The sequence below is a fragment of the Streptomyces sp. NPDC057682 genome, from assembly GCF_042799575.1.
GTDB lineage: Bacteria > Actinomycetota > Actinomycetes > Streptomycetales > Streptomycetaceae > Streptomyces.
The window spans coordinates 128,751-143,258 of the sequence record NZ_JBHVIN010000006.1 but is presented as its reverse complement, the minus strand read 5'-3'; the positions used below and the strand labels follow the sequence as shown (position 1 = coordinate 143,258).

The 14,508-nt window shown below is 71.9% G+C and carries 14 protein-coding genes; 12 read left to right on the top strand and 2 right to left on the bottom strand.

Annotated elements, in window-relative coordinates:
• Nucleotides 1–175 precede the first annotated feature (175 nt).
• The 7 genes from ACFVDM_RS12730 (at nucleotide 176) to ACFVDM_RS12700 (ending at nucleotide 7,703) form a co-directional block, all read left to right on the top strand.
• Nucleotides 176–1,720, top strand: coding sequence for an FAD-dependent monooxygenase (locus ACFVDM_RS12730; protein ID WP_383637149.1), 1,545 nt, complete (start codon nucleotides 176–178; stop codon nucleotides 1,718–1,720).
• A gap of 27 nt (nucleotides 1,721–1,747) precedes the next feature.
• Entirely contained in the window at nucleotides 1,748–2,680 is a 933-nt protein-coding gene (locus ACFVDM_RS12725) for a VOC family protein (protein ID WP_383637146.1), read from the top strand.
• Entirely contained in the window at nucleotides 2,680–3,528 is an 849-nt protein-coding gene (locus ACFVDM_RS12720; RefSeq protein WP_383637143.1) for an alpha/beta fold hydrolase, read from the top strand. The genes ACFVDM_RS12725 and ACFVDM_RS12720 overlap by 1 nt, the downstream gene beginning before the upstream one ends.
• A 151-nt stretch (nucleotides 3,529–3,679) precedes the next feature.
• Nucleotides 3,680–4,840: a cupin domain-containing protein gene (locus ACFVDM_RS12715; RefSeq protein WP_383637141.1), complete on the top strand. Its 1,161-nt coding sequence runs from the start codon at nucleotides 3,680–3,682 to the stop codon at nucleotides 4,838–4,840.
• Between the two features lie 2 nt (nucleotides 4,841–4,842).
• The gene (locus ACFVDM_RS12710) at nucleotides 4,843–5,670 is read left to right on the top strand and encodes a fumarylacetoacetate hydrolase family protein (RefSeq protein ID WP_383637138.1); all 828 of its coding nucleotides are present in this window, start codon (nucleotides 4,843–4,845) and stop codon (nucleotides 5,668–5,670) included.
• The gene (locus ACFVDM_RS12705; RefSeq protein ID WP_383637135.1) at nucleotides 5,667–6,383 is read left to right on the top strand and encodes a maleylpyruvate isomerase family mycothiol-dependent enzyme; all 717 of its coding nucleotides are present in this window, start codon (nucleotides 5,667–5,669) and stop codon (nucleotides 6,381–6,383) included. The genes ACFVDM_RS12710 and ACFVDM_RS12705 overlap by 4 nt, the downstream gene beginning before the upstream one ends.
• A gap of 36 nt (nucleotides 6,384–6,419) precedes the next feature.
• Entirely contained in the window at nucleotides 6,420–7,703 is a 1,284-nt protein-coding gene (locus tag ACFVDM_RS12700) for an FAD-dependent oxidoreductase (RefSeq protein ID WP_383637132.1), read from the top strand.
• A 66-nt stretch (nucleotides 7,704–7,769) separates the two neighbouring features.
• Here the strand turns inward: ACFVDM_RS12700 and ACFVDM_RS12695 are convergent, their stop codons facing one another.
• On the bottom strand, nucleotides 7,770–8,519 hold the full coding sequence (locus tag ACFVDM_RS12695) for an IclR family transcriptional regulator (protein ID WP_383637130.1): 750 nt from the start codon (nucleotides 8,517–8,519) through the stop codon (nucleotides 7,770–7,772).
• Nucleotides 8,520–8,589: 70 nt separating this feature from the next.
• Here ACFVDM_RS12695 and ACFVDM_RS12690 point away from each other — a divergent pair, with 70 nt between their 5' ends.
• The 4 genes from ACFVDM_RS12690 (at nucleotide 8,590) to ACFVDM_RS12675 (ending at nucleotide 12,583) form a co-directional block, all read left to right on the top strand.
• Nucleotides 8,590–9,396, top strand: coding sequence for a 2-keto-4-pentenoate hydratase (locus ACFVDM_RS12690; protein ID WP_383637127.1), 807 nt, complete (start codon nucleotides 8,590–8,592; stop codon nucleotides 9,394–9,396).
• Nucleotides 9,397–9,405: 9 nt separating this feature from the next.
• Nucleotides 9,406–10,368: an acetaldehyde dehydrogenase (acetylating) gene (locus ACFVDM_RS12685; RefSeq protein WP_383637124.1), complete on the top strand. Its 963-nt coding sequence runs from the start codon at nucleotides 9,406–9,408 to the stop codon at nucleotides 10,366–10,368.
• Nucleotides 10,365–11,375, top strand: coding sequence for a 4-hydroxy-2-oxovalerate aldolase (gene dmpG / locus ACFVDM_RS12680; protein WP_383637121.1), 1,011 nt, complete (start codon nucleotides 10,365–10,367; stop codon nucleotides 11,373–11,375). Before ACFVDM_RS12685 ends, dmpG begins: the two co-directional genes overlap by 4 nt.
• A gap of 230 nt (nucleotides 11,376–11,605) precedes the next feature.
• A complete protein-coding gene (locus ACFVDM_RS12675; RefSeq protein ID WP_383637118.1) occupies nucleotides 11,606–12,583 on the top strand; it encodes an aldo/keto reductase in 978 nt (325 codons plus the stop codon).
• A 24-nt stretch (nucleotides 12,584–12,607) separates the two neighbouring features.
• Here the strand turns inward: ACFVDM_RS12675 and ACFVDM_RS12670 are convergent, their stop codons facing one another.
• Nucleotides 12,608–12,802 carry a hypothetical protein gene (locus tag ACFVDM_RS12670; protein ID WP_383637115.1) on the bottom strand — a complete coding sequence of 65 codons (195 nt, stop codon included), beginning with the start codon at nucleotides 12,800–12,802 and terminating at the stop codon, nucleotides 12,608–12,610.
• A 199-nt stretch (nucleotides 12,803–13,001) separates the two neighbouring features.
• Between ACFVDM_RS12670 and ACFVDM_RS12665 the strand changes: the two genes are divergently transcribed.
• On the top strand, nucleotides 13,002–14,483 hold the full coding sequence (locus tag ACFVDM_RS12665; protein ID WP_383637112.1) for an FG-GAP-like repeat-containing protein: 1,482 nt from the start codon (nucleotides 13,002–13,004) through the stop codon (nucleotides 14,481–14,483).
• The last annotated feature ends 25 nt before the right edge of the window (nucleotides 14,484–14,508 follow it).

Here is a 14,508-nt window from a genome sequence, read left to right as displayed (position 1 = left end):
CGCCGGATTCTATGCGATCCCGCGGGACGCCCCGGCCGGGTCTCCGTGCGGGATGTGTGGAAAATCCCTGGCCAGAACCCCTTGACGGGCTGCGCGGGGGCGCTGTTACCTTCAGAATGTACCGACCGCTCGGTCCAAAACCTTCCCGTCTTTGCGTGCACAACGGAGTCAGCGCATGACCAAGAGATTTGACGCGGATGTCGCGATTGTCGGCTATGGGCCGACCGGTGTGATCGCCGCCCTCACCCTTGCCCGATACGGCATCTCCGCCGTCGCCTTCGAACGGGACCGGGACATCTACTCCCGGGCGCGTGCCGTGACCGTCAACGACTGGACGATGCGGATCTTCCAGGACCTCGGCATCGACGAGCGGATCGACAAGGTGATCGATCCGCAGCGCGCCCTGCGCTGGATGACGTACGACCGCACCGAGATCATGAGGATCGAGCACCCGCCGTCGACCCTCGGCCGCACCCCGCGCTTCTACAACATCTACCAGCCGACGATGGAGGCCGAGCTCCGCGCGGCCGTCCGCGACGGGTACGACGACCTCGTCACCGTCCACTACGGCTCCGAGGTCACCGGCATCGAGCAGGACGCCGACGGCGTCACGCTCACCTCCACCCGCGACGGGGAGACCCGCACCACGCGCACCCGCTACGCGATCGGCGCCGACGGCGGCAGCAGCGCCACCCGCGGCCGGATCGGCTGCACGCTGCTGGGCGACACCGACGACGTCACCTGGGTGGTCGTCGACTGCCACGTCAAGCGCTGGTGGCCCGACCGGGACTTCCTGACCTTCTGGTCCGACAAGGAGCGCCCCGTCGTCGACATCGCGCTGTCCGCCGGCAACCACCGCTGGGAGATCCCGCTCAAGCCCGACGAGACCCCCGCGGACTATCCGACGAGCGCCGAGATCTGGCCGCTGCTCAAGGCCCTCGGCGTCTCCGAGGACGACGTCGAGATCCATCAGCACGCCTTCTACCAGCACCACGTCCGAATGGCCGACACCTTCCGCCAGGGGCGGGTGTTCCTGGCCGGCGACGCCGCGCACCTGATGCCGCCGTGGGCCGGGGCCGGCATGCAGACCGGTATGCGCGACGCCCACAACCTCGGCTGGAAGCTCGCCCGGGTGCTCAAGGGCGAGCTGCCCGAGGGCTGGCTCGACACCTACGAGGCCGAGCGGCGCCCCAGCGCGGCCTTCTACACCGGCCTCGCGGTCGGCCTCGGCCGGGTCATCAAGCAGGAGGCCACCGAGGAGGAGCAGGCGGCGATGAACGCCGTGCCCGAGGGCACGGTCACCCCCTTCGAACCGCCGCTCACCGCCCCGCCCGTCCTGGCCGCCGGCTGGATCCGCGGCGAGACCGGTGACGCCAGCGTCATCGGCCGCATGGTCCCGCAGCCGGTCACCGGTGACACCGCCGGCCGCATGGCCCGCCTGGACCACCACCTCGGCCACCACTTCGTGCTGCTCGGCGACGAGGTCGACCCGGCCGACGTGCTGTCCGCCGAGGAGAAGGCCGGCTGGGACGCGCTCGGCGCCCACTACCGCGCGGTGCGCCCGAAGACCTCCCACACCGAGGGACCGGACGAGCTGGTCGACTTGGACGAGGTCCTCCTGCCCTGGATGCGCCGGTACGGCGCCCGCGTCGTCGCGGTCCGGCCCGACCGGTTCGTCGCCGCCGCCGACACCCACGGCCTCGCCGTGCCCACCGTCTGATCCCGTACCCGAAGAAGGAGCAAGACATTGTCCGGTGTCAAGGAACTCGGATACGTCGTCTACGAGGTGAGCGGCCTCGCCGACTGGGAGCACTTCGGTGTCGGCCTGCTCGGCATGCAGCTCGGTGAGCGGACGGCGGACGGATTCACGCTGCGTACCGACGAGAAGGCCCACCGCTGGGTCGTCACCGAGGGTCCGGCCGACGATCTGGTGGCCACCGGCTACGAGGTGGAGGGCGCGGACGCGCTCGACGCCCTGGTCGAGAAGGTCCGCGCGGCCGGCATCGAGGTCACCGAGGGCGACGCGGCACTCGCCGCCGCCCGCAAGGTGGACCGGATCTTCCTCACCACCGACCCGATGGGCAACCGGATCGAGCTGGTCAACGGCCTGGCCGACGCCGCCACCCCGTTCGCGTCCGCCTCGCTGCTCGGCGACTTCGTGACCGGCGCCGGCGGCGCGGGCCACCAGGTCCTGCTGGCCCACGGCGTCTCCCGGGAGACCTACCTGGGCTTCTACATGGACCTGCTCGGCTTCCGGATCAGCGACATGATCGTCGAGGAGCTGGCCCCGGGCGTCTTCGCGGACCTGATCTTCCTGCACTGCAACGGCCGGCACCACACCGTCGCCTTCGGGGACCTCCCGTCGCCGAAGAAGACCCACCACTTCATGGTCGAGGTCACCGACATCCGCGACGTGGGCCTCGCCTACGACCGGTGCATGGACGCCAAGCAGCCGTTCGAGATGACGCTCGGCATGCACCCGAACGACCAGATGTTCAGCTTCTACGTCTTCACGCCGTCCGGTTTCAGCATCGAGTACGGCTGGGGCGGGCTGATCATCGACGACGAGACCTGGGAGGTGAAGACGCTCGACCGGCTGCACAGCTGGGGCCACCGTCCGCCGGGCGTCGTCGCCGGACTCCTCGCCGCCGCACCGAACCCGATGGAGGAGAACCACTGATGGCGCTCGACCCGCGAGACATCGCCCGCACCGTCCGGACCCCCGACTGGAATCTCCGCTACTACGAGGCGGGCTCCGGCCACCCCGTCATCCTGCTCCACGGCAGCGGCCCCGGCGCCACCGGCTGGAGCAACTTCGCCGGCAACATCGAGGCCCTGGCCGAGCACTTCCACGTGTACGCGGTCGACATGCCCGGCTGGGGCGAGTCGGACGCCGCCACGGTCGACCGCCTCGACCACGTCGACGCCGCGATCCAGTTCATGGACACCCTCGGCATCGACAGGGCCGCCTTCGTCGGCAACTCCATGGGCGGCCAGACCTCGCTCCGCCTGGCCACCGAGCACCCCGAGCGCATCACCCACCTGATCACCATGGGCCCACCGGTCGGCATGCGGCTGCCCACGCTCTTCGGCGCCGGCGACGGCCCCTCCGAGGGCCTCAAGGTCCTCATCGAGGCCTACCGCGAGGCCAGCCCGGAGAACATGCGCCGGCTCGTCGAGATCATGGTCTTCGACAAGGCCCGGTTCGCGACCCCCGAGCTGTGCAAGGCCCGTTCCGACGCCGCGCTCGCCCGCCCCGAGCACCTGCGCAACTACGTCGACGGCCTGCCCCAGGGCGCCCCGCTGCCGATATGGGTCAAGCCGGAGCTGCTGTCCGGCATCACGGTGCCGACCCTGCTCATCCACGGCCGCGACGACCGCGTCGTCTCGTACGAGAACTCGCTGTTCCTGCTGGCCAGCATCCCCCACAGCCGTCTGGTGGTCCTCAACCACTGCGGCCACTGGGCCATGATCGAGCACGCCGACGAGTTCAACCGGCTGGTCACCGACTTCGTCACCCACAACTGAACCACCGGCCGACCGGGCGGGGGGCCCGTACGACACCGCTGTCCCGGCGGTGCCGTACGGGCCCCCGCCGGTTCCCCGGCCCTTCTTCCCCCACGATTCTGCTCTACAGAATCCATGTGTTCTTCAAAGAGAAACGACGCACGCTGTGGCTGTGACTCACTCCTCCCTCGCCCATGACATCGCCTTGGGCTCCCCGGTGCGGCTGCAGGCCGTCGCCGCGGAGGGGCAGCCCGAGGTCACCCCGGCCCTCGAAGAGCTGTACCGGGGTTTCGAGAACGAGCTGCTCGTCCCGCTGTGGACCGAGATCGGCGACCTCATGCCGGCCCACCCGCGCTCCCGCGCCGTCCCGCACCTGTGGCGCTGGCAGCGGCTGCGCGAGCTGGCCGCACAGGCCGGCGACATCGTCCCGGTCGGCCGCGGCGGCGAACGCCGCGCGATCGCGCTGGCCAACCCCTCCCTCGGCGGCCGGCCCTTCGCCACCCCCACCCTGTGGGCGGCCATCCAGTACCTGATGCCGGGGGAGGACGCCCCCGAGCACCGCCACACCCAGCACGCCTTCCGCTTCGTCGTCGAGGGCTCCGGCGTCTGGACGGTCGTCGGCGGCGACCCGGTCCCGATGAACCGCGGAGACTTCCTCCCGCAGGCCGGCTGGAACTGGCACGCCCACCACAACGCCACCTCCGAGCCGATGGCCTGGATCGACGGCCTGGACATCCCCTTCCAGTACGTCACCGAGGCGCAGTTCTTCGAATTCGGCCGCGACGAGATCGGCGACGCCGAACGGATCACCCCGGAGCGCTCGCGCTCCGAGCGCCTGTGGGGCCACCCGGGACTGCGCCCGCTGTCGGCAGCCCCCGCCACCCCGGGCAGCCCGCTGCTCTCCTACAAGTGGGAGTACACCGACGCCGCCCTGAACGACCAACTGCTGCTGGAGAAGGAGGGCTACGGCGGCACCGTCGAGCCCGGCCACGCGGCCGTGCGCTACTCCAACCCGCACGACGGCACGGACGTGCTGCCCACCCTCCGCGCGGAGTTCCACCGGGTCGCCCGCGGCGCCGAGACCGCGCCCGTGCGCGAGACCGGCTCCTCCGTCTACCAGGTGTTCGACGGGTCCGGTGTCGTGACCGTCGGCGAGAAGTCCTGGACGGTCAACCGCGGCGACCTGTTCGTCGTCCCGTCGTGGGAACCGTTCTCCGCCCGGTCCGAGGCCGGCGGGACCGATTCGGACTCCGGCGCCCTCGACCTCTTCCGCTTCTCCGACGCGCCCGTCTTCGAGGCGCTCCGGCTCAACCGCACCCAGAAGGACGCCTGACCATGAAGCTCGCCACCCTCCGCACCCCCGACGGCACCCGGGCGGTCCGCCTCGACGGCGACGTCCACGTCGACCTCGGCCGCACCGACCTGGGCGCGCTGTTCGCCGAGAGCGACTGGCAGGCCAGGGCCGCCGCCGCGACCGGCCCCACCTACCCGGTCGAGGGCGCGGACTTCGCCCCGGTCGTCCCGAACCCCTCCAAGGTCGTCTGCGTCGGCCACAACTACACCAACCACATCAAGGAGATGGGCCGGGAACTGCCCTCCTACCCCACCCTCTTCCCGAAGTTCGCCGAGACCCTGATCGGCGCCAACGACCCCATCGTCAAGCCGGCCGAGACCGACGCCTTCGACTGGGAGGTCGAGCTGGCCGTCGTGATCGGCAAGGAGGTCCGCCGCGCCGACGAGCAGCAGGCCGCCGACGCCATCGCCGGCTTCACCGTCATGAACGACATCTCGGTGCGCGACTGGCAGTTCCGCACCATCGAGTGGACCCAGGGCAAGATCTGGGAGGCGACCACCCCGGTCGGCCCCTACGTCGTCACCCCCGACGAGGTCGGCGGCGTCCGCCCCGCCCTGGAGGTCAGGACGGTCGTCGACGGCCGGGTCATGCAGCAGGACGACACCGGCACGCTGCTCTTCGACCCGGTCTTCCTCGTGCAGTACATCTCCACCGTCATCACCCTGCGGCCCGGCGACATCATCGCCACCGGCACCCCGGCCGGCGTCGGCAACGCCCGCGACCCCAAGGTCTTCCTGCTCCCCGGCCAGCACGTGGTCACCGAGATCACCGGCCTCGGCGCCTGCGCCAACGAGGTCGTCGCGTCGTGACACGCACCGCCCGCACCTTCGACGACGCCCGCCGCTGGGCCCTGATCGGCGCCGAGCTGACCTTCGACGCCGTCGCCGGTCTCGACGACGCGGGGTACGCCGCGCCGAGCGCCCTGCCCGGCTGGAGCCGCGCCCATGTCGCCGCGCACGTCGCCGCCAACGCCGAGGCCCTGTCCCACCTGGTCCACTGGGCCGCCACCGGCGTACCCACCCCGATGTACGCCTCGCCCGAGGAACGCGCCGCCGGCATCGAACGCGGCCGCGCCCTCCCGGCCGACCGGCTCACCGCCTGGCTGCGCCGCTCCGCGGACGCGCTGGAGGCGGGGATGGACCGGCTCACCGAGGAGCAGTGGCTCCACGAGGTCGTCACCGCCCAGGGCCGCACGGTCCCCGCCACCGAACTGCCCTGGATGCGCTCCCGCGAGGTGTGCGTCCACGCCGTCGACCTGGCGAACGGCGTCTCCTTCGACGGCCTCCCGGCCGACTTCCTCGCCGCCCTGTGCGACGACGTCACCGCCAAGCGCGCCGCCGCCCCCGGCCCGGCCGTGACCCTGCGGACCCCGGCCGGTGCCGCCTGGGACCTGCCCGGTGACGGCGACCCCGTCCCGGTCACCGGCGCGCTGCCCGACCTCGCCGCCTACCTCACCGGACGCGACAACGGCCTCCGCGCCGAGGACGGCACCCCCGCCCCCGCGCTGGGTGCCTGGCTCTGAACCCGGGGCCCGCCCCGTACACGCAAGGAACAGCTCATGAACCCTGAACCCACGCCTGCCGGACAGCCCGACGTCCTCGTGGTCGGCGGTGGCATCGGCGGCCTCTCCACCGCCTTCGCCCTGTCCCGCCAGGGACTGCGGGTCCGCGTCCTCGAACAGGCCCCGGAGTACGGCGAGGTCGGCGCCGGCCTGCAGATCGCCCCCAACTGCACGCGCATCCTCGCCGAGTACGGCCTGCTGGACGAGGCCAAGGACCTGGGCGTCGTCCCGGAGAACATGGTCATGCGGGACGCCGTCGACTCCCGGGAGCTGACCCGGCTGGACCTGCGCGACCTGGAGCGCCGCTACGGCTTCCCGTACATGGTCATCCACCGCAGCGACCTGCACGGCATCTTCCTGCGGGCCTGTCGCCGCGCCGGTGTGGAGCTGCTGAACGACCAGGTCGTCGTCGGCTACGAGAACACGGAGAACGGCGCCCGCGTCCTGCTGAAGGACGGCCGCGTCGAGTCCGCCCCGCTGGTCGTCGCCGCCGACGGACTGCACTCCGTGGCCCGGCGCGGGCTCATCGGCGACGACGTGGTCAACTCCTCGTACGTCGCCTACCGCGCGGCCGTCCCGATCGAGCAGGTCAGGGGCAACGACATCGCGGAGAACGACGTCACCGTGTACGTCGGCCCGCGCCGTCACTTCGTGCAGTACGCGCTGCGCGGCGGCGAGATGTTCAACCAGGTCGCCGTGTTCGAGTCGCCCAAGGCGCTCGCCGGCGAGGAGGACTGGGGCACCCCCGACGAGCTCGACGGCGCCTTCGAGGGCAGCTGCGGGCCCGTGGCCAAGGGCATTCCGCTGATGTGGCGGGACCGCTGGTGGCGGATGTTCGACCGGGAGCCGATCGAGACCTGGGTGCACGGCCGCATCGCCCTGCTCGGCGACGCCGCGCACCCGCCGCTCCAGTACATGGCGCAGGGCGCGATCATGGCCATCGAGGACGGCTGGGTGCTCGCCCGGCACTACGCGCGGATGGCCGAGGCGGCCGCGGAGGGCACCGCCCCGGACTGGGACGGCGCGCTGGCCGCGTACGAGGCGGTCCGCGTCGAGCACTGCCGTCGGGTGCAGACGACGGCGCGCGCCTGGGGCGAGCTGTGGCACCTGGACGGGGAGTCCCGGCTCCGGCGCAACGCGATCATGCGGGCGCGGGCCGTCGACGACTACTCCTTCACCGACTGGGTGTACGGTCCGACCGCGCTGACGCCGGACGAGGAGCCCGAGATGTTCACCCCGATCCCGCTCGCCTCGGCGCCCGCCGAGGAGCAGGCGGCCTGAGCATTCCCGCCCCGGTCCACCGGCCGGGTGCGACGCGCTGCGCGTCGCACCCGGCCGGTGCCCGTTTCAGGGACGTCTGCGGGCCAGGGTGGAACCCAGGGCGGTGGCCGCCGCCCGTACGGCGTTGGCGTGGGACTCGGGGCGGAAGCGGCCGACCGGGCCGGTCACGCTGATCGCGGCGACCGCCGTCTGCCCGTCCGGCGCGAGGACCGGCGCGGCGACGCAGAGCAGACCGGGCGTCGACTCCTCCTGCTCGTAGGCGACCCCGGTCTCCACCGCCTTCACCAGCTGCCTGCGCAGCAGGCCGGGCGCGATCACCGTGTGCGGGGTGCGGCGTTCGAGCGGGGCCGTCAGCACGGCGGTCCGCTCGTCCTCCCCGGCGTACGCCAGCAATACCTTGCCGATGGCCGTGCAGTGCATCGGCATCCGCCCGCCGGTGCGGGAGGGCGCCTTGGCCTGGCGGTGCCCGCCGATCTTCGCGACGTACACGACCTCGTGCCCCTCGCGCACACCCAGGTGCACCGTCTCATGGGTGCGTTCGTAGAGATCCTGGAGGAAGGGCATCGCCACCTCCAGCAGGGTCCGCTCGGTGGCGGCCCTCAGACCCAGCTCGAACAGGCCCCCGGAGAGCCGGTAGCCGTGGTCGGTCTTGTCGAGCAGCCGGTGGTGGACCAGATCACCGGCGACGCGGTGGACGGTGCCCTTCGCCAGGCCCGTGCGCCGCACCAGCTCGGCGAGCGGCAGCACGGAGTCGGCCGGGCCGAACGCCCGCAGGATGCCCAGTGCCTTGCCCAGGACGGTGTCGCTGTCCTCCATGGAAAGAGCGTACCGCTGAGTGGAACGTCGGCGTGGAGTTCCCCTCGTCCCGTACCGCAGATTGGACGACATGCCCCAGAACCACCCCACTGTCGGGACCGACAGCATCGCCGCCGCCGCGGCCCGGCTCCGTGACGCCGCCGCCACCGGCACCCCCGCCGCCCCCGTGCGCGACCTGATCGGCCGCGACGACGTCGCCGCCGCGTACGCCGTGCAGCAGTTGCTCACCGCCGAGCGGATCGAGTCCGGTGCCGCCGTCGTCGGCCGGAAGATCGGGCTCACCTCCGAGGCCGTGCAGCGGCAGCTCGGCGTCGGCCAGCCCGACTTCGGCGTCCTCTTCGACGACATGGAGTACGCCGACGGCTCGGCGGTACCGGCCGGCGCGGTCCTCCAGCCGCGCGTCGAGGCCGAGATCGCCTTCGTCCTCGGGGCCGACCTCGCGGAGGGGCCGCTCGACGACGCCCAGGTCCGCGCCGCCGTCGACCACGCCGTCGCCGCCATCGAGATCTGCGGCAGCCGGGTGGCCGACTGGGACATCAGCTTCGGCGACACGGTGGCCGACAACGCCTCGGCCGGCGGCTACGTCCTCGGCACGCACCGCGTCCCGCTCACGGACTTCGACCCCGTCGCCGCCGCGATGACCATGACCGTCGACGGCGAGACCGTCTCCACCGGAACCGGCGCCGCCTGCCTCGGCGACCCGGTCAACGCGGTCGTCTGGCTCGCCCGACAGGCCCGCGACCTGGGCGATCCGCTCCGGGCCGGCCAGATCGTCCTCTCCGGCGCCCTCGGCCCGATGCGCCCCGTGACGCCGGGCGCCGCCGTCCACGCCACCGTCACCGGCCTCGGCACGGTGTCGGTCACCTTCTCCGCGTAAGGAACCACGATGAGCAAGACGAAGGTCGCCATCATCGGGTCGGGCAACATCGGCACCGACCTCATGATCAAGATCATGCGCAACGCGCACCACCTCGACATGGGCGTCATGGTCGGCATCGACCCGGCCTCCGACGGTCTGGCCCGCGCCGCCCGTTTCGGCTTCGAGACCACCCACGAAGGCGTGGACGGGCTGCTGAGGTCGCCGCAGATCGACGAGATCGGCATCGTCTTCGACGCCACCTCCGCCGGCGCGCACCGCACCAACGACGAGAAGCTGCGCCCGCTCGGCATCCGCATGATCGACCTGACGCCCGCCGCGATCGGCCCCTACGTCATCCCGGCGGTCAACCTGGAGGAGCACCTCGACGCCCCGAACGTCAACATGGTGACCTGCGGCGGCCAGGCGACGATCCCGGTCGTCGCCGCGATCAGCCGGGTCGTGCCGGTGGCGTACGCCGAGATCGTCGCCTCCATCGCCTCCAAGTCGGCCGGCCCCGGCACCCGGGCCAACATCGACGAGTTCACCGAGACGACCTCCGAGGCGATCGTGCGGGTCGGGGGCGCCGAGCGGGGCAAGGCGATCATCATCCTCAACCCGGCCGAACCGCCGCTGATGATGCGCGACACGGTTCTCGCCCTGGTCACCCTCCCCGAGGGCGAGGAGGGCGAGAACGCCAAGGCGCGGATCACCGAATCGGTCCTCGCGATGGTCGCCGAGGTCTCGGGGTACGTCCCGGGCTACCGGATGGTCCAGGACGTCCAGATCACCGCGATCCCGGCCGACCAGCCCGTGGAGACCCTGCTGGCCGAGGGCGCGACCACGCGGCCGACGCACCAGGTGTCGGTCTTCCTCAAGGTCGAGGGCGCGGGCATGTACCTCCCGGCGTACGCCGGGAACCTCGACATCATGACCTCGGCCGCGGTGCAGATGGCCGAGAAGATCGCCGCCGCGAAGGAGGCCACGAAGTGAGCACCCCGATCTTTGTCCAGGACGTCACCCTCCGCGACGGCATGCACGCCGTCCGGCACCGCATCACCCCCGACGACGTCAAGCGCATCGTCGTGGCCCTGGAGGAGGCCGGCGTCGACGCGATCGAGGTCGCGCACGGCGACGGACTCGCCGGCGGCTCCCTCAACTACGGCCCCGGTTCGCACACCGACTGGGAGTGGATCGAGGCCGCCGCCTCCGTGCTGGAGCGGGCCCGCCTCACCACGCTGCTCCTGCCGGGCGTCGGCACCATCGACGAGCTGAAGCACGCCTACGACCTCGGGGTCCGCTCCGTGCGCGTGGCCACCCACTGCACCGAGGCCGACATCTCCGCGCAGCACATCGCCGCCGCCCGCGAGCTGGGCATGGACGTCTCCGGCTTCCTGATGCTCTCCCACATGGCCGAGCCCGCGGAACTCGCGAAGCAGGCCGCGCTGATGGAGTCCTACGGCGCCCACTGCGTCTACGTCACCGACTCCGGCGGCCGGCTGACGATGAAGGACGTCGCCGCCCGGGTGCGCGCCTACCGCGACGTGCTCGACCCGGAGACCGAGATCGGCATCCACGCCCACGAGAACCTCTCGCTCTCCGTCGCCAACTCCGTCGTCGCGGTCGAGAACGGCGTCCGCCGCGTCGACGCCTCGCTCGCCGGCCACGGGGCCGGTGCGGGCAACTGCCCCATCGAGGCGTTCATCGCCGTCGCCGACCTCTCGGACTTCGAGCACGGCTGCGACCTGTTCAAGCTCCAGGACGCGGCCGACGACATCGTCCGCCCGCTCCAGGACCGCCCGGTCCGCGTCGACCGCGAAACCCTCACGCTGGGCTATGCCGGGGTCTACTCCAGCTTCCTGCGCCACGCGGAGGCCGCGGCGCAGCGCCACGAGGTCGATGTGCGCGACATCCTGATGGAGTGCGGCCGCCGCCGTCTGGTCGGCGGGCAGGAGGACATGATCGTCGACATCGCGCTGGGCCTGGCGGCGAGCCGCTGAGGCCCGGGACCGATCCCCTCCGCGCGCCCGGGGCACGGCCGGAACCGGCCCTGCCCCGGGACACCGGACCGCTCCCCGCGCCCCCGGGCAGGCCGGCGGATCCGAACGGGTCGCTTCCGCGACGCCCGCCGGTCCCCGGCCGGTAACGAACCGACACACGGCCGCCTTCCGGGAGACTGGATCCCGACGTGTTCCTCCACCGTTCGGTTCGACACTCCTGGGAGCCCCTCATGCAGCACAGGACACTCGGCGCACAGGGCCTGACCGTCTCCGCGATCGGTTACGGCGCCATGGGGCTGACCATGGCCTACGGCCCCGGCGACGAGGCGGCCGGGGTGGCCGCCCTCCGTCGCGCCCACGACCTGGGCGTCACCTTCTTCGACACGGCCGAGCTGTACGGCTGGGGCACCGGCTCCAACGAGATCCTGGTCGGCAAGGCGGTCAAGGACTTCCGCGACGAGGTCGTCCTCGCCACCAAGTTCGGCTTCACCTTCGAGGAGAAGGGCTTCGGCCTGGACAGCAGCCCGGACAACATCCGCCGGGTCGCCGACAACAGCCTGCGCCACCTCGGCGTCGACCACATCGACGTCCTCTACCAGCACCGCGTCGACCCCGCCGTGCCGATCGAGGACGTCGCCGGAACGGTCAAGGAGCTGATCGACGCCGGGAAGGTGAAGTACTTCGGCCTCAGCGAGGCGGGCCCGCAGACCATCCGCCGCGCCCACGCCGTCCAGCCGGTCTCCGTCCTCCAGACCGAGTACTCGCTCTTCGAACGCGATGTCGAGCAGCTCTTCCCCACCCTGGACGAACTCGGCATCGGCCTCGTCGCCTACTCGCCCCTCGGCCGCGGTTTCCTCACCGGCACCGCGAAGCCCGCCGGCGCGTACGACCCCACCGACATGCGCAACACCGACCCCCGCTGGCAGCCCGGCAACTTCGAGAAGAACACCGAGGCCGTGGACCGCCTCACCCGCCTCGCCGCCGACAAGGGCGTCACCGTCCCCCAGCTGGCCCTCGCCTGGCTGCTCGCCCGGGGCGAGCACATCGTCCCGATCCCCGGCACCCGCAGCGCCGCCCGCATGGAGGAGAACGCCGCCGCCGCGGACCTCGTCCTCACCGAGGCCGATCTCTCCGCGATCCACGCCATCCTCCCGACCGGCGGCTTCGGCGCGCGCTACACCGAGGGAAGCGTCCCCGACTGGATCTGACCGGCCCGCCCCCGGGTGCCGCCCCTACGAGTCCGCCGCCATCACCACGTACACGCCCGCCACCACGGCCGCGACACAGAGCACCGCGAGCGCGACCAGCGCACACCCCAGCACCCCCAGCGTCCCCGTGACGGCGACCCACCCGGACCGCGCCGCCCGCTCACTGCGGCGGAGCGCGTCCTCGTACTCGCTGTCGTCGTTCCAGTCCCGACCGTTCACGGTCACCCCCCCCGGGCCGAAGCCTACGCCGGGCGGACCGAGCCCTCCGGTCCGAGGGGTGACTGTCCCGACTTCCTTGAAGGCGGCGGGAGTTCGCCGCGCGTTCACGCACAACCCTCCACCCGTCACGGGTGTCTCCTATGTGAGCCCTCACACCTCGTACGCCAGTGGCTCCGCGTACGCGACCAAGGAGAATTTTGTGGGCAATCGCACCATGTTGGCCATCGCCGTCTGCGCCGTGACGGCGCTGGCCGGGGGGACCGCCGTAGCGGTTCCGGGGGGAGTGCAGAAGGGGGCGGCCGGAGGGAAGGCCGTCCTGTCCGTTCGCGAGGACTTCAACGGGGACGGATACCAGGACATCGTTGTCGCGGCGCCGGGTGCCACGGTGGCCGGACATGCCTGGGCGGGGTACGTCGCCGTGGCGTACGGATCGGCGAAGGGGCCGGGCACCGCGCGGACGACGGTCATCGACCAGAACACGCCCGGGGTGCCGGGAGTCGCGGGGGACGCGCACAGTTTCGGGTTCCGGATGGCGGCGCGGGACCTGGATCACGACGGGCTGACGGATCTGGCGCTGTACACGAACGAGTCCGTTCCGGAGACGAACGACTTCGGGTCGGTCATCGTGCTCTGGGGCCGTACCGGCGGGATCAGCGGAAAGGGCGCGGTGCGGCTGCCGGCGCCGGCGCGGAGCGAGGTGGGGAACAACCTCACGGCCGGTGACTTCAACGGGGACGGCCGCGTCGATCTGATGCTGGCTCATGGCGGGGAGTTCGACCAGCGCAGCATTCTGTACGGGCCGTTCGACCGGAAGGGGGTGCCGGCGCGCGAACAGCGGCTGACGATGTTCAGCTCGGACAACTTCATGTCCACCACGGCCGTCGGCGACTTCAACGGCGACGGCATCGACGACCTGTGCACGACCTATGTGTACGAGGAGCACGCCGAGGGCGCGCAGGTCCGGCTCGGTACGCGCGAGGGGCTGTCGACGGTCTCCACCCCGCTTCCCGGGGCGTCGGCCCTGGCGGTGGGGGACTTCGACCGGGACGGCAAGGACGATCTCGCCACCCGGCCGGTGCCCGGCGGCAGCCTGGAGGACCTGGCCACGGATCCGGGGGCCGTCAGGATCTATTACGGCTCCGCCTCCGGTCCGAGCACCACGCGCACCGGGACCCTCACCCAGAACACCGCCGGAGTGCCCGGAGTGAGTGAGCAGGGTGACCAGTTCGGGGCCCGGCTCGGCGCGGGCGATGTGAACGGGGACGGTTACGCCGACCTCGCGGTCGGGGTGCCCTACGAGGCCATCGGCACGACGAAGGCGGCCGGCTCCGTGGTGCTCCTGAAGGGCGGGCGGGGCGGTCTGAGCGGCAGTGGCGCACAGGTCGTCCACCAGGACACGGCCGGCGTGCCGGGTGTGGTCGAGACCGGGGACCACTTCGGTGGCTCGGTCCAGCTCCTCGACCTGGACGGGGACGGCAGGGCCGATCTGCTGGCGGGCGCCCCCGGTGAGGATCTGGGGAAGGTCCCCGACGGTGGTGCCGTCTGGTACCTACGGGGCACTGCTTCCGGCCTCACGACGAAGCGTGCTTTCGCCGTCAACCCGGTCGACCTGGGGGCGCCGGTCCGCAAGGCCCTGTTCGGTCTCAACCTGTCCGACGACAACGGTCCCGGGATCGGCTGACGAACGGGTGGGGGACCGGCCGCTC